The organism is Xanthomonas campestris pv. campestris str. ATCC 33913 (assembly GCF_000007145.1).
Classification (GTDB): Bacteria; Pseudomonadota; Gammaproteobacteria; order Xanthomonadales; family Xanthomonadaceae; genus Xanthomonas; species Xanthomonas campestris.
This window is the reverse complement of record NC_003902.1, coordinates 2279695-2298639: the sequence shown is the minus strand read 5'-3', so window position 1 is coordinate 2298639 and position 18945 is coordinate 2279695. Positions and strand designations below refer to the sequence as shown.

At 64.8% G+C, this 18945-nt stretch carries 16 protein-coding genes and 1 other RNA gene; 11 read left to right on the top strand and 6 right to left on the bottom strand.

Going from position 1 to position 18945, the window contains the following annotated elements; translation table 11 throughout:
• Positions 1–30: 30 nt before the first annotated feature.
• Both XCC_RS10185 and XCC_RS10180 read right to left on the bottom strand, forming a co-directional pair.
• Positions 31–105: non-coding RNA, sX9 sRNA (locus XCC_RS10185), on the bottom strand.
• Positions 106–611: 506 nt separating this feature from the next.
• Positions 612–3398 carry a bifunctional diguanylate cyclase/phosphodiesterase gene (locus XCC_RS10180; RefSeq protein WP_016945287.1) on the bottom strand — a complete coding sequence of 929 codons (2787 nt, stop codon included), beginning with the start codon at positions 3396–3398 and terminating at the stop codon, positions 612–614.
• 157 nt (positions 3399–3555) lie between these two features.
• On the opposite strand from XCC_RS10180, the gene XCC_RS10175 reads away from it, so the two are divergent.
• Positions 3556–5649 carry a PAS domain-containing sensor histidine kinase gene (locus XCC_RS10175; protein ID WP_011037123.1) on the top strand — a complete coding sequence of 698 codons (2094 nt, stop codon included), beginning with the start codon at positions 3556–3558 and terminating at the stop codon, positions 5647–5649.
• 3 nt (positions 5650–5652) lie between these two features.
• Positions 5653–7374, top strand: coding sequence for an EAL domain-containing protein (locus XCC_RS10170; RefSeq protein WP_011037122.1), 1722 nt, complete (start codon positions 5653–5655; stop codon positions 7372–7374).
• A gap of 150 nt (positions 7375–7524) precedes the next feature.
• Here the strand turns inward: XCC_RS10170 and XCC_RS10165 are convergent, their stop codons facing one another.
• From XCC_RS10165 to flgA, 4 genes are all read right to left on the bottom strand, one after another.
• Positions 7525–8751 carry an ATP-binding protein gene (locus XCC_RS10165; RefSeq protein ID WP_011037121.1) on the bottom strand — a complete coding sequence of 409 codons (1227 nt, stop codon included), beginning with the start codon at positions 8749–8751 and terminating at the stop codon, positions 7525–7527.
• A 77-nt stretch (positions 8752–8828) separates the two neighbouring features.
• On the bottom strand, positions 8829–9161 hold the full coding sequence (locus tag XCC_RS10160) for a hypothetical protein (protein WP_011037120.1): 333 nt from the start codon (positions 9159–9161) through the stop codon (positions 8829–8831).
• Positions 9162–9175: 14 nt separating this feature from the next.
• Positions 9176–9487: a flagellar biosynthesis anti-sigma factor FlgM gene (gene flgM, locus XCC_RS10155; protein WP_011037119.1), complete on the bottom strand. Its 312-nt coding sequence runs from the start codon at positions 9485–9487 to the stop codon at positions 9176–9178.
• A 66-nt stretch (positions 9488–9553) separates the two neighbouring features.
• Entirely contained in the window at positions 9554–10198 is a 645-nt protein-coding gene (flgA, locus tag XCC_RS10150) for a flagellar basal body P-ring formation chaperone FlgA (protein ID WP_011037118.1), read from the bottom strand.
• 242 nt (positions 10199–10440) lie between these two features.
• Between flgA and XCC_RS10145 the strand changes: the two genes are divergently transcribed.
• From XCC_RS10145 to XCC_RS10105, 9 genes are all read left to right on the top strand, one after another.
• Positions 10441–11385, top strand: a complete 945-nt coding sequence (locus XCC_RS10145) for a chemotaxis protein (protein WP_011037117.1) — start codon at positions 10441–10443, stop codon at positions 11383–11385.
• Positions 11386–11849: 464 nt separating this feature from the next.
• A complete protein-coding gene (flgB, locus tag XCC_RS10140; protein WP_011037116.1) occupies positions 11850–12251 on the top strand; it encodes a flagellar basal body rod protein FlgB in 402 nt (133 codons plus the stop codon).
• A gap of 3 nt (positions 12252–12254) precedes the next feature.
• A complete protein-coding gene (flgC, locus tag XCC_RS10135; RefSeq protein ID WP_011037115.1) occupies positions 12255–12662 on the top strand; it encodes a flagellar basal body rod protein FlgC in 408 nt (135 codons plus the stop codon).
• Between the two features lie 23 nt (positions 12663–12685).
• Positions 12686–13351 (top strand): flagellar hook capping FlgD N-terminal domain-containing protein, encoded by a 666-nt coding sequence (locus tag XCC_RS10130; RefSeq protein WP_011037114.1) that lies wholly within the window; start codon positions 12686–12688, stop codon positions 13349–13351.
• A 31-nt stretch (positions 13352–13382) separates the two neighbouring features.
• Positions 13383–14606: a flagellar hook protein FlgE gene (gene flgE / locus XCC_RS10125; protein WP_011037113.1), complete on the top strand. Its 1224-nt coding sequence runs from the start codon at positions 13383–13385 to the stop codon at positions 14604–14606.
• Between the two features lie 143 nt (positions 14607–14749).
• A complete protein-coding gene (flgF, locus tag XCC_RS10120) occupies positions 14750–15505 on the top strand; it encodes a flagellar basal-body rod protein FlgF (RefSeq protein WP_011037112.1) in 756 nt (251 codons plus the stop codon).
• 793 nt (positions 15506–16298) lie between these two features.
• Positions 16299–17084 carry a flagellar basal-body rod protein FlgG gene (flgG, locus tag XCC_RS10115; RefSeq protein WP_005994332.1) on the top strand — a complete coding sequence of 262 codons (786 nt, stop codon included), beginning with the start codon at positions 16299–16301 and terminating at the stop codon, positions 17082–17084.
• Between the two features lie 38 nt (positions 17085–17122).
• On the top strand, positions 17123–17815 hold the full coding sequence (gene flgH, locus XCC_RS10110; RefSeq protein WP_011037111.1) for a flagellar basal body L-ring protein FlgH: 693 nt from the start codon (positions 17123–17125) through the stop codon (positions 17813–17815).
• Positions 17816–17825: 10 nt separating this feature from the next.
• On the top strand, positions 17826–18944 hold the full coding sequence (locus XCC_RS10105; RefSeq protein WP_011037110.1) for a flagellar basal body P-ring protein FlgI: 1119 nt from the start codon (positions 17826–17828) through the stop codon (positions 18942–18944).
• Position 18945: the final 1 nt, after the last annotated feature.

Here is an 18945-nt window from a genome sequence, read left to right as displayed (position 1 = left end):
TGCGTGACGCGCTATTCCGGTACTTAGAGCGGCTAACAAAACGTAGCGAGCAGCCGTCAGGTGGGTGCGGGCGGCGCGGAGGAACCGGAGTGTACGTGGGTACATGCCGATTCCGAGCACCGGCCGCGCCCGCCTGGCGGCAGCGCAGTAGTTTTGATAGCTGCTCTTAGGCGCTAGCTCAAGGTCCGACGTTATCTCGAAGAACAAACAGCTTTTTCAAGGGCCACCAACCAACTTTCTGGTGCGGTGTCCTCGCCGCTTGCGGGGCCATGTGGCGGCATGGATGCCGCCACTGAGCCTCCATGGACGGATTCACGGCGTGTCCCGCAAGTGGTGAGGGCACCGCGCGCTCCACTCACTGAGCTTTTGACGTGGGCACCACTGCACCTAAAGAGCGCTACTGCTCAACTGGCGGCGTGTGCATTTGGTGAGTGCGGCGAGCAGATAGCTCAGTTACAGCGTTTGATCCGCAGCCTGGCTGCAGGGCAAGCGACCGCATACTGCGGGAACCGCCGGGAGTCGTAAAGGCACGTGTATTCAACGCAATGAGCTTTTGATCTGGGCATTGAATGACACACGACGCCTAGACCAGGCCATGCCGCAGAGTGCGTTCAGCTGGCGATGACCAGGCGTGCGCCCAGGCGCATGCCGGCTTCGGCTTCGCGCAGCCACTGCGCCATGTCGCGCGGCGAGAGCGGGCGCGAATAGAAGTAACCCTGGATTTCGTCGCACCCCTGCTGACGCAGCAAGGCATCTTCCTGCACGGTTTCCACGCCCTCGGCGACCACCTGCATGCCGAGCGCATGGCCCAGATGCACGATCGCCTGGGTGACTTCGGCCGTGTTGGCATCGTCGAGCATGCCCTGCACGAAGCTGCGGTCGATCTTCAGCCGCTGCACGGGGAAGCGGTTGAGGTAATGCAGGTTGGAGAAGCCGGTACCGAAGTCGTCAACGGCGAGCAACACGCCGTTCTGTTCGAACAACTCGAAGCAACGGCGCAATGAGTCCGAATCGCGGATCAAGGCTGATTCGGTCAATTCCAGCTCCAGCCGTGCCGGCGACCAGCCGTTGTCGCGGCAGATCTCCAGCACGCGCTCGGCAAAACCGCGCTCGCGCAGTTGCACGGCAGACACATTCACCGCGATGCGGCTGAAATGGAGGCCGGCGCGGTCCCACACCACGGCCTGGCGGCAGGCTTCGCCAATCACCCACTCGCCCAGGCGCACGATCTCGCCGCACTCTTCGGCAATCGGGATGAATTCTGCCGGGCTGCAGGGGCCATGGCCGGGGCGATTCCAGCGCATCAGCGCTTCGATCGCAGGCGAGGTATCGCCCACCGTGTTGACCAGCGGCTGGTAGACCAAGGTGAATTCTTCGCGCTCCAGCGCACCATGCAGCGCGTGCTCGAGCTCCAGGCGGCGCTGCGCGCGCAGCAGCACATCCTGGCTGTAGTAATGGAAGGTGTTGCGCCCGGAATCCTTGGCCGCATACATCGCCGCATCGGCGGCGCGCAGCAGGCTGTCGAAATCCGACAGGCCTTCACCCTGCAACGCGATGCCGATGCTGGCACCGAGCTTTAGGGTGACGTGGTCCTTGCGCAGCGGCTCGCCCAGCGCGCTGATCAGCTTACGTGCCACATGGCCGGCGTCTTCTGGCTCGGAAAGATCGCGCAGCAGCACGATGAACTCGTCGTCGCTGAAGCGGCCAAACAGATCGCTGTTGCGCAGGTGCTGATGCAGGCGCGAGGACGCGAGCTTGAGCAGATTGTCGCCGGTGGCATGGCCGAACGAATCGTTGATGCTCTTGAAGCCATCCAGGTCGATCAGCAGCATGGCCATCACCTGGCCACGCTCGTGTGCTTCGCGGATGGCGTTCTCGGCCTGTTCGCGCAGCAGGAAGCGGTTCGGCAAGCCGGTCAGGCGGTCGTAATGCGCAAGCAATTCGATCCGCTCATTGGCTTCGCGTTCGCGGCTGACATCGCGGAACAGCGCCACATACCGCGGCGGCAGGCCTTCGCGACGGTCCAGCTCGATCAGCACCTGCACCCACACTCGTTGCCCGGAGTTGCGGTAGAAGCACAGCTCCAGCTGTTCCGGCAGCCCACCATCGACGATGCGCAGCAAAGCCGCTTCGAAGGCGTCGCGCGAATCCTGGGTGTACAGCGACAGCGCCTGCTCCAGAGTGATGTTTTCCTTGCGCAAGCCATGGATGCGGTAGCACTCCTCGGTCCACTGCATGCGCCGGGTATCCACCTCGATCTCGCAGCCGCCAATCTTGCCCAGCGCAGACACGCGGTTGAGCAACTCGGTACGCCAACGGATCAGGGCATCGGTCTGCCGCTGCTCGGTTACGTTTTGCAGCTGGCCGAGCACGCGCACCAGTGCGCCGTCGCCGTCGAACACCGGCTGTGCCCAGACGCGTAGATGATGTGGATTGACCCCGAGCCGGCCGTTGATCTCCAGCTCGAAATGCACCGGCATCCCTTCGTGCTTGATCTTGCGCCAGGCGCTGCGCAGGTGTGCCACGGACGGGCCGGCCAGCAGACGCAGGATGTCGCGCACGCTGTGCAGGCGCAGGTCCGCCAGGCCAAGCTGCTGCAGGAAATCCTGCGACACCCACAATTGGTCCTTCAAGGTGTCCCAGCCCCAGCTGCCCATGCTGGCAATACGCTGGGCTTCTTCGAGCTGGGCCTGCTGCTCGCGCAGCTGCTGCTCGAGCAATTTATGATGATGCACGTCGGTATGCGTGCCGACCATGCGCAACGGGCGACCGTCGGAGGTGCGCGATACCACGCGGCCGCGGTCCAGGATCCAGCGCCACTGGCCATCGTGCTGACGCAGCCGGAACTCGGCTACATAGGTATCGGTGCGCCCGTCCAGATGCGCCTGCACGGCCGCGCTGACCTGCGCATGGTCGTCAGGATGGATCAGCCCGGACAGGGCGGTGAGATTGTTCGGCAGCGGCTGTTCGGAGTAACCCAGCATGCGGGTCCAGCGTTCGGAGCGGTACACCACGTCGGCGGCGATGTCCCAGTCCCAGAGCCCGTGGTCGGCGCTGTCCAGGCCGATTTCCCAGCGGCTGGTGCCATCGGCGCCCAGCGGCTCGGGAATACTCAGGGTGAAGGCCATGACCTGGCCCTGCTCGTCGCAGACCGCGCGCAGCCACCCTTCCAGGCGCCCACCACCGCTGCCCGGCAGCACGCACGCCGCCATGCCGCCGCTTTCGGCGATCTGGGCACGGCTGCTTTCCAGCACTTCGGCGTATGCGCCAAGGGTTGCCGGCAATCCGAGGGATTGCGCGACGCGGTTGGCCGCCAGGGGCTGGCCATGCGCATCCAACAACACCACCGCTGAGGTCAGCGGGTGCTGAAGCATGCTTGCGATGACGCCTGAGTCCACTCTGGAGCACTCCGAAGGTCGACCCCTGCCTCGGAGTCGCAATGGATAGCGGCCGTCTGGCGGATTAGTTGAGGCAGCCTTTCGCTGGCCGGCCGTGCCGGGCCGAGTTACGGCTAAGATGGCCGCATTGCCCGCTCCATGAGGTCGTCCGCGGACCATGCACCAACACGTTGCCGCGCCGGTGTTTTCTTCTGCTCCCGTGTCCCGACTTCGCCTCGCCGAGCGCCTGCAGCGCGGCCTGTGGACGCTCACCGGCCTGTATCTGCTGGCGGGCGTGGTCTGGCTGCTGCTGGGCAACCGCATGCTCGACCTGGCCGGCGCGCCCCAGCCCGAGCGCTGGTCCGATGCCGGCTTCCTGCTGATCTCAAGCGTGGTGATTCATCTGGTGCTGCGCCGCTTTGCCCAGCAGATCGTGGAAGAACACGGCGAGCTGGCGCAATCCCTAGCACTTTTACAAGCCAAGTTCCACGCCCTGCCCAGCCCGGCCTGGATCTATGACCTGGCCACCTTACGCATTCTCGATGCCAATCCGGCCGCGCTGGAATTCTTCGGCTGGGAGCGCGACGCCCTGCTGGAGCAGACCATCCACGCGATCTGGCCGGATGCCGATGCCGGCCGGCTGGAAGAGATCGTTGCGCAGATCCGCACCAAGGGCGATGACACCTGTGCGCTCACCGAAGACCTGCTGACCCGCAGCGGCCTGCGCCATGTGGAGATCCGCAGCAACCAGCTGCACCTGGCCAGCGGCCCGGCGCGGCTGGTGGTCACCGTGGACCGCAGCGAGGAGCGTCAGGCGCAACAGCTGCGCGACGAGGCGCTCAACCGTCTGGAAGAAGCCCAGGCCATCGCCCGGGTGGGCTCGTGGGAACTGGACCGCGCCACCGGCGTGGGCCGTTATTCGCCCGCGGTGTACCGCCTGCTGGGGCGCAGCGTGCCGATGCATCGGCGCGACCATCGGCTCGAAGAGCTGCTCACCGCCTCCGACACCGCGACCCAGGCACGCATCGTGCGCATGATCGAAGACATGTGCACCGGCGGTGAGGTGCAGATCGACGTCCTGCTGCCGCTGGTCGGCGGCGACTCGCAACCGCGCACCGTGCACCTGCGTGCGGAGAGCGTGACCACCCCGACCGGCGCACGGCACATCCACGGCACGCTGCAGGACGTGACCGAACGTGAGCAGTCACGCCGCCTGCTGCGCGAGCGCGAGGAGCAGTTCCGCGAGCTGGTGCGGGTGTTGCCGGATGGCGTGCTGATCCTGGCCGACGAACACGTGATGTACGCCAACGCCGCCGGTTCGGCGCAGTTTGGCTTCCAGGGCGAAACCATCCTGGGCGAACCGCTGCAGACCCTGGTTGGCGATGCCGATCTGCCGGTGGTGCGCGAGTACCTGCGTGCCGGCAGCGATCGCAATGAGCCGGTGTCCAGCGCACGGGCGATGCGCCGGCGCGACGGCAGCACCTTTTACGCGGGGCTGTCGGCCGGTGACATCCGTTATGGCGGGCGTGACTGCAAGTTGCTGGTGGTGCGCGACCTGAGCGAGCCCGAGCGCATGCGCGATGCATTGGCCGAAAGCAATGCCGAACTGCAAGCAATGGCCAAGCGGCTGTTCTCGTTGCAGGAAGACGAACGCCGCGCCATCTCGCGCGACCTGCACGACGACATCGGCCAGGCGATCACCGCGATGAAGTTATCCGCGCACGCAGCACTCGATGAAGCCGACCCGGTGGCGCGCCGCGAGGACCTGCAGGAGATCGTCTCGTTGGCAGACAGCACCGTCACCAAGCTACGCAATCTCTCGATGCTGCTGCGGCCGCCGCAGCTCGATGCATTGGGGCTGGAAGCGGCATTGCGTTGGCAGGCATCAATGCTGTTCCGCGCCTCGCAGGTGCGGCTGGAGCTGGATATCCAGGCCCTGGACGAGCGGCCGGGCAACGAGATCGAACAGGCCTGCTTCCGTATTGCGCAGGAAAGCCTGACCAATGCGTTGCGGCACGCGTGTGCGGGCGAAGTGCGGATGAGCCTGCAGTCGATCGACGGCAACGGCTTTCGCCTGGAAGTCAGCGACGATGGCGACGGGTTCGAACCGGAAGGTCCGCGTGGTTTGGGGCTGATCGTGATGCGTGAGCGTGCGCAAACCGTCGGCGGTGCGCTCGCGATAGAATCGGCTCCCGGAGCAGGCACGCGCGTGACGTTGCGCCTGCCCTATCACCCGGTCGGCGAGTCCGTCCCTGAAGATGGTGGACGTTGATTCATGTGGAGCCCTGTGATCCCGCCCGGACTGGAAATAGTCAAGCCGACCCGTCTGGGCGCGGGAAACCCTGAATTACTGCATCTGGTGGATGCCGCCGCCTCCGGCGGCCCGCCGCTGATGATCTTCCATATCGACATCGACCACTTCGCCTCGATCAACGAGAACATGAGTGGCGAGGTCGGCGACCAGGCGTTGACCCTGACCGCACGCAGGCTGCAGGAATTCCTGGGCACGCGCGGCAAGCTGTGGCGGCACGGTAGCGACGAAATGATCGTGGTGGCGGTGCGGCGCGAAGACACGCCACTGCCGGAAGACTTTGCCGAAGAGATCCGCCAGCAGCTGGAATTGCCGCTGTCGGTGTTGCCGTACACGTTATTCATGACCGGCAAGGTCGGCATCAGCCTGTGTCCGGAACATTCCACCTCGCTCTCCACCCTGCTCGACTACGCCGAAGAAGCCAGCTACCAGGCCGCGCGCGAAGGCGGCAATACGGTGCGCCTGTACACCCGCAATTCGGCCACCAATGCGCATAGCGAAAGCATCATTGCGCGGCAGATCGTCGATGCGATCCCGCATGGCGAACTGCGGCTGCGTTACCAACCACTGGTGAGCGCGCGCGATGGCCGCATCGTCGGCATGGAGGCGTTGCTGCGCTGGCAATCGCCCACGCTGGGCATGCTGGTGCCGGAGCGCTTCATGCGCACCGCCGAGCGGCTGGGCGTGATCGTGCAGATCGGCGAATGGGTACTGCAGAACGCGGTACGCCAGGCACGGCTGTGGCGCGACCAGGGCTTTGACGATTTCAGCATTGCGGTGAACGTCTCCACGTTGCAGCTGCTGCGCCCGGGCTTCTTCAACGAAGTCATGGCCATGCTGCAGACCGCCGGCGTGCCGGCGCAGTTCGTGACGCTGGAGATCAACGAAAGCGCGTTGACCAACAACGTCAACTTCGTCCACGAGACGATGGCCAACCTGCGCAACGAAGGCATCAGTCTCAGCCTGGACAACTTCGGCACCGGCGACTCCAGCCTCAGCGCGTTGGTGCGCTACCCGGTAGACCGGCTGAAGATCGACCGCAGCTTCATCAAGAGCGCACCGGCCGGCAGCCGTGAGGCCGCGATCGCGCGCGCCATCATTGCGATGGGCCATCAGCTGGGCATGACGGTGATCGCCAACGGCGTGGAATCGCAGGCGCAACTGGGGTTTTTGCGGCGCAATGACTGCGACATCTTCCAGGGCTATCTGTTCGGTGAGCCGATGTCGGCCGAGTCCGCCGGCATGGCGCTCCGCCGCCGCTATCTGCGCCCGGAATCGTTCGCCGAAAGCCGCCCCGACCGTACCTTGCTGTTGCTGGACGACGAAGAGAACGTGCTGCGCTCATTGGTGCGGCTATTCCGCCGCGACGGCTACCGGATTCTGGCGGCAGGCAACGTGCGCGACGCCTTCGACCTGCTGGCCACCAACGATGTGCAGGTGATCCTCTCCGATCAGCGCATGAGCGACATGAGCGGCACCGAGTTCCTGGGCCGGGTCAAGATGCTCTACCCCGACACCGTGCGCCTGGTGCTCTCCGGCTACACCGACCTGGCCACGGTGACCGAAGCGATCAACCGCGGGGCGATCTACCGCTTCCTCACCAAACCCTGGAACGACGACGAGTTGCGCGAGCACATTCGCCAGGCATTCCGCACGCATGATGAGTTGCGGAACGGCCGGGAATAGGGAATCGGGAGTGGGGAATCGGTACAAGCGGTGCGCGTGCTCCGTTTGTCTCCGTGTGGAATGAGCACCTCCGGGCAACGAAGCATCAGCGACGCCGCTCTACCGATTCCCCATTCCCGATTCCCGATTCCCCATTCCCAGCGCGAAGCGCTACCGCGGCTGCCGCACCGGCAACACGATCCGGAAGCTTGCGCCCTGCCCCGGGACGCTTTCGACGTCGATGCGGCCGTGGTGCTTGTTGATGATGCCGTAGGAAATCGACAGGCCCAGGCCGGTGCCGCTGCCGACCGGTTTGGTGGTGAAGAACGGGTCGAAGATGCGCTGCAGCAGGTCCGGGGCAATGCCGGCGCCGCTGTCCTGGAATTGGATCCAGACGTTTTCCGCCTCGTCGCGGCCGGTGGTCACGGTGATCGTGCCGCGCTCGACAATGGCCTGCCCGGCATTGAGCAGCAGGTTCATGTAGACCTGGTTGAGCTCGGATGGCAGGCATTCCACCAACGGCAGCTCGGCGTAATTGCGCTCCAGGGTGACCTTGTACTTGAGTTCGTTCCAGATGATGTTGATCGTGGATTCGAGACCGGCATGCAGGTCCACCATCTTCCAGGACTCGGAACGGTCCGAGTACGAGAAGTCCTTGAGGTCGCGCACGATGCGGGTCACGCGCTCGATACCCTCGCGTGATTCGGCCATCAGCTGCGGCAGATCGCGGCTGATGAAGTCGATATCGGCGCGGTTGCGGATCTCGTCGATTTCGGGGATCAGTGCTTTCGGATCCGGCGCCTGCAAGGCGCGTTCGTAGGCTTCGATCAGGGTGAACAGGCTGCGCAGATATTCCTGCAGGCTGCCCAGGTTCGAGTGCACATAGCCGATCGGGTTATTGATCTCATGCGCGACGCCGGCAGCGAGCTGGCCGATGGAGGCCATTTTCTCGGACTGCAGCAGTTTGTCCTGGGCGCCGTTCAAGCGCAGATAGGCCTGGCGCAACTCGGCATGCCGCTGTTGCAGCTCGCGCTCGTAGTCCTGCTGGCCTTCGATATTGTGGAACAGCGCCAAAAAATGCCCGACGCCCTGCTCCTCGTTGTAATACAGATGCGCAATCACCACCCGGTCGCTCACCGGCAGGCTGCCGGTCCAGGTGCCCTTGCTACGCGCCTGGTTGAGCGCATCGGCGGGCAAGACCTGCGAGATCCGCTCACCGAGATTGCGGTCGTCGGTGGGATCTTCCTTGCACAGGCTCTGCCGCGCGATGGCGTTGGCCATGATCAATTGGCCATCGGCGCGGAACAGCAACACACCCTCAAGCATCTGATCGCCGAAGGCGCGCAGCATGGCCGAGGAAGGCAACAACGTCTGATTGAGAAAGAACTTGGCAGTCACGGGACGAGGCAGCGTAGAGGACGCCCCAATATACGCCGAACCCGTGACCGGCCGTGTTGCCGAATGCGGCGTGGCGCTCAGGCCACCGCGAGCGAGCGCCCGGCGCGCAATACGCTGGACTGGCCATTGGCGTCGTAGGACGGCGCGCTTTCGGTCCGCCCCAGATGCCGCAGTGCCCAGTTCACCTCACGGCGACGGCGTGCCAGCAGCGCGCCATTGGCGCGGTTGGCTTCGGCCAGTTCGCGCAGACGCTCTTCCTGGCCTTCGGGCATCTGCACTTCGAGCGCGCGCAGTGCCGCCAGCTTGTCCTGGGTGTGCCGCATCAAGCTTTCGATGTCGTGCTCGATCAATGCCTGCCGTTCGCCGGCCAGCGCATCGCTGAGACGTTGCAGGGAATCGTTCACGTTCATCCTTTGGCCGGCAATTAGCCCGCCAGTTGCTGGTTCAGATCCATCATGCGGCTGGCGATGGCATCCGGGTTGATGGAATAGCTGCCGTTCTGCAACGCTTCCTTCACCGCCTGGACGCGACCGGTGTCGATCGCCGAGGACTGCGAAAGCTCGCGCTGCAGCGCTTGCAGGTTGGTCGCCTCGCCGGTCAGCTTGACGCTGTCGGTGGGCGGTGTTGCGGCAACGGGTGACGCGCGGTCTTCTCCAGCGGAGGCAATCTTGCTGCCCACGGTGGCGGTACGAAGAGTCGCTGCGGTCGGTAGATTGCCTTCGATTTTCTGGCTCATGTCAGGAACTCCTCTACAGGTCGTAGGGGATAACGGCAGCCAGAAAAAAAACTTTATAGAAAATTTCTATCTGGACACCACCACGGTACCGCTCGCTTCAACAATGCCCTGAACGACCCGGCGTGAGGATGAATTCTCCACCGAGACACGCTCGTTCTCACCAGCGTCGGACAGCGCGCGACCGCTCATGCGCACCTCCAGCCCACCATTGCGCGACACCAGTGGCACCGTGTCGCCACGCCGTACCAGCCGCGGGGTGACCAGGTCATTGGCCGACAACAGCGTGCCAGCCGGCAGAATGCGGCGGGCGGTCTTGCCCACCGCCGTAGCCGGGTCGGCCAGGACCGCACCGACGATCCGCGCGGCATCGCGCTTCTCGATGCTGATATCGGCCAACGAGATGGTTTCTCCAGAGGTGATGCCGCGACGCAGGACCAGCACATCCTGGTTGCGCCGCACCTTGAGCGGCACGAACAGGCGCCAGCCGGCCGGCTGCGGGCACGCCACTTCCACCGTATTGGTACCGGTGGGCTGGGCCTGCAGCGCGATCGGGCACGCCGGCATGCGAAGACCGGGATCGAGCGTGGCCTCGGCTTCGGCATCGGGGCCCACGGTGGCGAGCGCGGCGGCACGGATCGAATCGACGGACTGGTAGCCATCGGCCCAGGCCGGGGCAGACACCAACAGGATGACAAGCAGGAGCAGGCGCATGGGACCAGATCCGGAAGAAGACGCGGAAGACCTTGCAAGCTGTGTGCCGTTCTTTGGGGAATCGGGAGTGGGGAATCGGGAATCGCAAAAGCCGGGCGGCGCATCGGATACCTCAAGTATGTGGACCGCCCGTCGATTGGTAATGGGGACGGACCGATGGCCTGTCAGACGATTCCCGATTCCCGATTCCCGATTCTCCATTCCTGCTCAAGTTATTGCGCACCCCTGTCGATATCTGCCCCATGACCCACGATCTGCTCAACCGCATCGACCAGCGCACGCGTCTGGCTGGCCACAATCGACTGGCCCTGCTGCTGTTTCGGCTGGGCGGCCGCCAGCTTTTTGGTGTGAACGTCTTCAAGGTGCAGGAAGTGCTGCGCCGGCCGGAACTGTTCCAGGTGCCCGGCCTGCCGACCGAGTTCGCCGGCGTTGCCGACGTGCGCGGGCGCTCGGTGCCGGTGCTGGATTTAGGCCTGGCCATTGGCCACCCGGAGCGCGACCCGCATGGCGATAATGGGCCCGGCTACCTGGTGGTGGCCGAGTTCAACCGCTCGGTGCAGGGCTTTCTGGTCAGCGGCGTGGAACGCATCGTCAATATTGCGGTGGAAGATATTCACCCGCCGCCGGAACTGGGCGCTGAAGCCACTTATTTGACGGCGGTGACGCGGTTCCAGGGTGAGCTGATCCAGGTCATCGACGTGGAAAGCGTGCTGGCCGACATCGCCAAGGTCAGCAAGGACGTGCAGCTGGATCCCGGGCTGCAGCTGGTCACCTCCGACCGGCAGTTCCAGGTGCTGGTGGTGGACGACTCACGCGTGGCACGCCAGCAGATCCGCAGCGTGCTCGACCAGTTGGGCGTGGCGGCAACGCTGCTCTCCGACGGCCGCCAGGCGCTGGATCACCTGCTGCAGGTGGCCGCATCGGGCGAAAACCCGGCCGAGCGCTACGCCATGGTGATCTCCGATATCGAGATGCCGGCAATGGACGGCTACACGCTGACGACGGAAATCCGGCGCACGCCGGGCCTGCAGGGCCTGTACGTGCTGCTGCACACCTCGTTGTCGGGCGTGTTCAACAACGCCATGGTCGAGCAGGTGGGCGCCAACGCCTTCGTGGCCAAGTACAGCGCCCACGAGCTGGCCGATTACGTGCTGGCCCGCCTGCGCGTGGTGGCCGAAGCCGCCTGATCCTGCTCGATCCGGCCCTCCTGCCCGCTTGAGCGTGCAGGCCTGACGGGATTGCCCCCGTCTGAGATTCCCTCCGAATATGCTGCTGCCCAAACGGGCGGCCATACGCCTGCGCAAGCGCCGCAAGGGTTTGCCTGCGGCTGGCCCTCGCACACGCACCTTCTTCTATTAGCGATCAGCCACTTCCCTGGATGGCTTCGCCTGCTTGCGCGCAATGGGCTCGGCAGATTAGCCGCGTTGCGCTCTGGCCAGCCTTAAACAAGAACGCGGCAAAGCCCGCTGCCCCGTCTCCGCGCCTGGCCCTGCCGACGACGACACGGCCCATGCCCCGCGGCCCACCGCTTGCAATGCCAAGCGACCCCAGCGGCGACGCCCAGGCCCCCCTGCCCGGCCCCACCAGCACGGCGCCCAGGATCTGGCACAAACATTGCTTCTTCCCTGGCAACCTTCCACGGGAGAACACCGTGTCCAGTCCCTTCACCTCCTTCCTAGGCATCCACGGCGACGCGCTCACCTTGCGCGAGCAGCGGATGAAGCTCATTGCCAGCAATCTGAGCAATGTGGACACCCCTGGCTACAAGGCCAAGGATCTGAACTTCGAAGCGGCATTGAAGGCGGCAGAAGGCGTCCGCGACGGCGGCCTGATGCAGGCCACCGATGCCAAGCACTACGAGATCGGCAGCACCGCCGGCCTCAACCCATTTCAGATCACCCGCGAAGCCGACCAGCCCAGCCTGGACGGCAACACCGTCGATCCTGATGCAGAACGCGCCGCCTACGGCCGCGCCGCGCTGGAATACCGCGCGTCGCTGAGCTTCCTCGAATCCAAGGTGCGCTCGATGCTCACCGCGATCACGGGCCAATAAGTCATGAGCAATCTCCCGATTTTCGATGTCGCCGGTTCTGCGCTGCACGCGCAGTCCGTGCGCCTGAGCACCATCGCCTCCAACCTGGCCAATGCCGACTCGATCGCGGGCTCGGCGGAAGCGACCTACAAGCCGATCGAGCCGATCTTCCAGGCGCAGCAAAACCGCCAGGACCCCAGCCTGACCTCGGTGAACGTCAAAGAGATCACCACCACCAACGCGCCACCGATCCGCCGCTATGAGCCCGGGCACCCGCTGGCCGACGCCGACGGTTACGTGTTCTCGCCCGACGTGGACCCGGTCTCGCAGATGGTCAACATGATTTCCGCCTCGCGTAACTACCAGGCTGGCGTGGAAATGCTCAACACCGCCAAGGAACTGGCGCTCGCCACCTTGACCATGGGTCGCTGACCCTTCCTTACGGACCATTCCAGATGAGCACGATCGGCAGTGACCTTTACAACAGCCTTGGGCTGACCACCAGCAGCAAGGTCGCCAAGAAAGAGGACGCGCTCGGCCAGGCCGACTTCCTCAAATTGATGACCGAGCAGCTCCAGCACCAGGACCCGCTCAAGCCCATGGAAAACAGCGCGTTTCTGGGCCAGCTGGCGCAGTTCTCCACCGTGCAGGGCATTGGCGACCTCAATACCAAGGTCGGCAATTTCTCCGATTCGATGAACAGCGACCAGGTGCTCAAGGGTGCCGCGCTGGTGGGCCACAACGTGTTGGTGCCCTCGGCGCAGGTGGCGATCGATGCGACCGGCTCGGCCAAGGGCGTGGTCGCCGCGACCTCGGCCGGTTTCGTCAATTTCGAAATCACCGATGCCAACGGCACCTTCGTCAAACAGCTCAGCGTGCCGGCCAGCGCCGCCGGTGAGGTGTCGTTTGCCTGGGATGGCACCGACGCCAACGGCAACCGCATGGCCGCCGGCAAATACGGCATTACCGCCACCCAAACCGACACCGCCGGTGCCAAAAGCAAACTGGCCACCTACGTGGACGCACCGGTGGACAGCGTCACGATCGGCTCGGACGGGCTGTATCTCAACCTGACGGGGCTCGGCACCTCCCCGCTCGCCAACGTGCTCCGCGTCAGCTGAGCCGGCAACCGCCACTTAAAGGAACTCATCCATGGCTTTCAATACCTCGTTGTCCGGCATCAACGCAGCCAATGCCGATCTGAACGTCACCTCCAACAACATCGCCAACGTCAACACGACTGGTTTCAAGGAGTCGCGCGCCGAGTTTGCCGACATGTTCCAGAGCACCAGCTACGGCCTGTCGCGCAATGCAGTGGGTTCGGGCGTGCGCGTCAGCAATGTGGCGCAGCAGTTCTCGCAGGGCAATATCGACCCGACCGGGCGCAGCCTGGATCTGGCGATCTCCGGCGAAGGCTTCTTCGCTGTGTCCTCCAACGGCGCCAAGATGTACACCCGCGCCGGCAACTTCCAGACCGATGCCAACGGCTATGTGATCAACCCGCAGGGCGCACGCCTGCAGGTATTCGCGCCCAATCCCAGCGGTAACGGCTTCGACGTCGGTCGCCTGTCGGACCTGCAGCTGCTGACCACCGACAGCCCGCCCAAGTCGACCTCCACCGTCAACCTGGCCTTCACCCTGCCCGGCAATGCCAGCGCACCGACGGTCACCCCGTTCAACCCGGCCGATGACAAGACCTACAGCCATTCCACCGGCGGCATCAACGTCTACGATTCGCTGGGCGTCAGCCACGTGCAGACCTCCTACTTCGTCAAGACCGCCAACCCGAACGAGTGGCAGGTGCACAACTACGTGGATGGCTCGGCTGTTGGCGCGCCGACCACGCTGCAGTTCTCCGACACCGGCTCGCTGACCACCCCGGCCAACGGCATCGTGGCGATGGACCCGTTCACCCCGAGCACCGGTGCCGGCGTGCTGAGCATGCAGCTCAATGTCAGCGGTTCCACCCAATACGGCGAAGCCTTCGCGCTGCGCGATACGCGCCAGGATGGCTACGCCAGCGGCAAGCTCAACGAGATCAGCATCGACACCAGCGGCGTGGTGTTTGCGCGGTACTCCAACGGCGCCGACAAGGCGTTGGGCCAGGTCGCGCTGAACAGCTTCGTCAACCCGCAGGGCCTGCAGTCGCAGGGCAACAACATGTGGGCCGAAAGCTACACCTCCGGCGCCGCCCGCGTCGGCGCACCGGACACCTCGGACCTGGGCCAGATCGAATCCGGCTCGCTGGAAGCCTCCACGGTGGACCTCACCGAGCAGCTGGTGAACATGATCGTGGCCCAGCGTAACTTCCAGGCCAACTCGCAGATGATCTCGACCCAGGATCAGGTCACCCAGACGATCATCAATATTCGTTAAGAGCTGGGAATGGGGAATCGGGAGTAGGGAATCGTAAGAGCAAGCATCTCGTGCATCGGATGCCGGCCTTACCCCCTTCTCCCAGTCTCCAGCAATCCCGCTTTTGCAATTCCCGATTCCCCATTCCCGATTCCCGGTGCCAAATGGACAAAGCCCTCTACGTTGCAATGACCGGTGCCCGCGCTTCGCTGCAGGCGCAGAGCACCGTGTCGCACAATCTCGCCAACGTCGATACGGTGGGTTTCAAGGCCGCGTTGGCCAACACCGAGGCATTCCAGATCCGGGGCAAGGGGTATCCGTCGCGGATCGATGCGCTGCATGTGGACCAGGGCTTCGATCGCAGCCAGGGCCATCAGAAGGTCACCGGCAACCCGCTGGATGTTTCGTTGCAGCAGGATCGCTGGCTGGCGGTGCAGTCGCCGGACGGCAGCGAGGCCTACACCCGTAATGGCGAATTGGCGCTCACCGCCAATGGCCAGTTGGTCACTGCCAACGGGCACGCGGTGCTGGATGAAGGCGGCAACCCGATGACCATCCCGCCGCACCAGGCGATGGAAATCGGCAGCGATGGCAGCATCTCGATCATTCCGCAGGGCGAAGGCCCGCAGACCATGGCCATCGTCGGCAAGATGAAGGTGGTCGATGCGCCCGCCGACCGTTTGATGCGACGCCCGGACGGGTTGATGCGCAATACCAGCACCGACCCGGCGCAGGCATTTGCGGTGGCCACCGGCAAGACCGTCAACAGCGGCATGCTGGAAGGCAGCAACGTGGATGCCGCCGGCGCGCTGGTGGAGATGATCCAGCTGCAGCGCCAGTTTGAAATGCAGGTGAAGATCATCAAGAACGGCGACGACAACGCGCAGTCGGCCAATTCGTTGCTGCGTGTCAGCGGCTAACCGTCATCGCCAAGGCGACTGCGTCGTCGCGGGTCGGCCGGCCAGGGTTTTTGCCAACCACTTCGAGAGCAGGCGCGAGGCGGCATGGCAGGCTGACGCAATCGGCATGTCGTTTGGCCACTCTCGTCATGCACACGCAGGTCTACTGCTGAGCGAATGATCCGGTCTCTGGCGGCGGCTGATCTGCAGCGTGGCTGCAGGACCCTGGCTCACCCAGCTTGGCTGCAGGGCCCTTGCCCGGCCACCATCGCGGGACACCCTTTAGAGCGGCTGATCTGCGACTTGGTTGCAAGGCCCCTGCCCGCCCACCATCGCGGGACCGTGTGGCGGCATGGATGCCGCCACCGAGCCCCCAGGGACGGGTTCACGGCGTGTCCCGCGAGCGGTGAGGGCACCGCGCCTTCGACAGACCAGGCTTTTGAAGACACCGCACGCTCGACTTACCAGGCTTTTGACGGCACCACGCGCTCAACCACCCAAGCTCTTGATTGTGTCGCAATGCCAGCCGGCAAGTCCCAAGCACCCTTCCGCACGCAGCGCCAAGGGTTCACACGTCTTCGACCACATCGCTGACCGGCAACCGATCTACCGCGCCTGATCTGCCGCGCAGATTTCCACCACTTCCGCCTAGCCGCGACCTACCCGCCGCCAGCCCTGCCTCGCGAAGGCCGCCGCGCCAACTCCGCGTGACCCACCGCACAGCCGGCAGAAAACCGGCGCGGCTTTGGCACAACACGTGCATATACCCAGCCGTGCCCGGAACACATCCCCGGGTCTAACGAGGAATCGGGTCATGAATCAGGCTTTGTGGGTCGCCAAAACCGGACTGGATGCGCAGCAGACGCGCATGTCGGTCATTTCCAACAACCTGGCCAATACCAATACCACCGGCTTCAAGCGCGACCGTGCCGCGTTTGAAGACCTGCTGTATCAACAGGTGCGCGCGCCGGGTGGTTCCACCTCCGCGCAGACGCAGCTGCCCACCGGCCTGCAACTGGGTACCGGTGTGCGCGTGGTCTCCACCTTCAAGGGCTTCGACCAGGGCAGCCAGCAGCAGACCGGCCGCGCGCTCGACGTGATGGTCAACGGCCGCGGCTTCTTCGAAGTGCAGATGCCCGACGGTACCTCGGCCTACACCCGCGACGGCACCTTCCAGATCAACGCGCAGGGCGAAGTCGTCACCAACAGCGGCTACCCGCTGCAGCCGGGCATCCAGGTGCCGGAAGGCGCGCAGTCGCTGACCATCGGCAACGACGGCACCATCAGCGTGACCCTGGCCGGCCAGGCCGCCGCGCAGGAAATCGGCGCGTTGACGCTGACCGACTTCATCAACCCCTCGGGCCTGCAGGCCAAGGGCGAAAACCTGTTTGTCGAAACCACCGCTTCCGGGCCCGCGCAGAACGGCACCCCCGGCCTCAACGGCCTGGGTACCACCGTGCAGGGCGCGCTGGAAGGCAGCAACGTCAATACGGTGGAAGAGCTGGTGAGCATGATCGAGACGCAGCGCGCCTACGAAATGAACGCCAAGGCCATCTCCACCACCGACTCGATGCTCGGTTACTTGAACAACAACGTCTGATCGGCTCGCCGCTCGTCGCCCTCTCAGGAACTCACGCCATGTCCCGCCTGCCCTCTCTTTCCTCCCTGTGCCTCGCCATCGCCTGCAGCGCGCTGCTGGGTGGCTGCGTGGCAGCCGGCGACGTGCGGCCGTTTGCCGAACTGGCGCCGATCGTGCCGGTGGTTGCGCCGGTCGCGCAGCCCACCGCCGGTGCGATCTACGCTGCCGGCCCGAGCCTGAATCTCTACGGCGACCGCCGCGCACGCGATGTCGGCGACCTGCTGACGGTGAACCTGGTGGAAAACACCACCGCCTCGTCCACCGCCAACACCAGCATCAGCAAGGCCGACACCGTGGACATGAGCACGCCCACGCTGTTGGGTGTGCCGCTCACCGTCAACGGCATCGACGTGCTGCGTAACTCCACCAGCGGCGACCGCAGCTTCGATGGCAAGGGCAATACCGCGCAGAGCAACCGCATGCAGGGCAGCGTGACCGTCACCGTGATGCAGCGCCTGCCCAACGGCAATCTGGTGATCCAGGGCCAGAAGAATCTGCGCCTGACCCAGGGCGATGAACTTGTGCAGGTGCAAGGCATCGTGCGCGCCGCCGACATCGCCCCGGACAACAGCGTGCCGTCGAGCAAGGTGGCCGATGCCCGCATTGCCTACGGCGGCCGCGGCGCGATCGCGCAGTCCAACGCGATGGGCTGGCTGAGCCGCTTCTTCAATTCCCGTCTATCGCCCTACTGAGCCTGCGACCATGAATCTGTCTTCCCTGCCCCACCGTCTGCTCGCTGCCGCTGTCGCGCTGTGCGCGATTGCCGCACCGGCGTCGGCCGAACGCATCAAGGATCTCGCCCAGGTTGGCGGCGTGCGCGGCAACGCGCTGGTCGGTTACGGCCTGGTGGTTGGCCTGGATGGCAGCGGCGACCGCACCAGCCAGGCGCCCTTCACCGTGCAGAGCCTGAAAAACCTGCTCGGCGAGCTGGGCGTCAATGTTCCGGCGAACGTCAACCCGCAGCTGAAAAACGTCGCGGCCGTGGCCATCCACGCCGAGCTGCCGCCGTTCGCCAAGCCCGGCCAGCCGATCGACATCACCGTCTCTTCGATCGCCAATGCGGTGTCGCTGCGTGGCGGCTCGCTGCTGATGGCACCACTGAAGGGCGCCGACGGCCAGGTCTATGCCATGGCCCAGGGCAACCTGGTGGTGGGCGGCTTCGGCGCGCAGGGCAAGGACGGCTCGCGGGTGTCGGTCAATATTCCCAGCGTCGGCCGCATTCCCAACGGCGCCACGGTGGAACGCGCGCTGCCGGACGTGTTCGCCGGCAGTGGCGAGATCACCTTGAACCTGCACCAGAACGACTTCACCACCGTTTCGCGCATGGTGGCGGCGATCGACAACAGCTTCGGCGCCGGTACCGCGCGTGCGGTGGATGGCGTCACCGTCTCGGTGCGCTCACCGACCGACCCCAGCGCCCGCATCGGCTTGCTGGCGCGGCTGGAAAACGTTGAACTCTCGCCCGGCGATGCGCCGGCCAAGGTGGTGGTCAATGCACGCACCGGCACGGTGGTGATCGGCCAGCTGGTGCGGGTGATGCCGGCGGCGATCGCGCATGGCTCGCTCACCGTGACCATCAGCGAAAACACCAATGTCAGCCAGCCAGGCGCCTTCAGTGGCGGCCGCACCGCGGTCACCCCGCAGTCCACCATCAAGGCCACCTCCGAAGGTAGCCGCATGTTCAAGTTCGAAGGCGGCACCACGCTCGACCAGATCGTTCGCGCGGTCAACGAGGTGGGTGCGGCTCCCGGCGACCTGGTCGCCATTCTCGAAGCTCTGAAGCAGGCTGGCGCGCTGACGGCGGAGCTAGAGGTGATCTGAC

Excerpts from the sequence above, each read along its gene's own strand:
- XCC_RS10105 (WP_011037110.1), top strand. The coding sequence starts at position 17,826 with ATGAATCTGTCTTCCCTGCCCCACCGTCTGCTCGCTGCCGCTGTCGCG.
- flgE (WP_011037113.1), top strand. The coding sequence starts at position 13,383 with ATGGCTTTCAATACCTCGTTGTCCGGCATCAACGCAGCCAATGCCGAT.
- flgG (WP_005994332.1), top strand. The coding sequence starts at position 16,299 with ATGAATCAGGCTTTGTGGGTCGCCAAAACCGGACTGGATGCGCAGCAG.
- XCC_RS10130 (WP_011037114.1), top strand. The coding sequence starts at position 12,686 with ATGAGCACGATCGGCAGTGACCTTTACAACAGCCTTGGGCTGACCACC.
- XCC_RS10170 (WP_011037122.1), top strand. The coding sequence starts at position 5,653 with ATGTGGAGCCCTGTGATCCCGCCCGGACTGGAAATAGTCAAGCCGACC.
- XCC_RS10145 (WP_011037117.1), top strand. The coding sequence starts at position 10,441 with ATGACCCACGATCTGCTCAACCGCATCGACCAGCGCACGCGTCTGGCT.
- flgM (WP_011037119.1), bottom strand. The coding sequence starts at position 9,487 with ATGAGCCAGAAAATCGAAGGCAATCTACCGACCGCAGCGACTCTTCGT.
- flgH (WP_011037111.1), top strand. The coding sequence starts at position 17,123 with ATGTCCCGCCTGCCCTCTCTTTCCTCCCTGTGCCTCGCCATCGCCTGC.
- flgA (WP_011037118.1), bottom strand. The coding sequence starts at position 10,198 with ATGCGCCTGCTCCTGCTTGTCATCCTGTTGGTGTCTGCCCCGGCCTGG.
- XCC_RS10175 (WP_011037123.1), top strand. The coding sequence starts at position 3,556 with ATGCACCAACACGTTGCCGCGCCGGTGTTTTCTTCTGCTCCCGTGTCC.
- flgC (WP_011037115.1), top strand. The coding sequence starts at position 12,255 with ATGAGCAATCTCCCGATTTTCGATGTCGCCGGTTCTGCGCTGCACGCG.
- flgF (WP_011037112.1), top strand. The coding sequence starts at position 14,750 with ATGGACAAAGCCCTCTACGTTGCAATGACCGGTGCCCGCGCTTCGCTG.
- XCC_RS10160 (WP_011037120.1), bottom strand. The coding sequence starts at position 9,161 with ATGAACGTGAACGATTCCCTGCAACGTCTCAGCGATGCGCTGGCCGGC.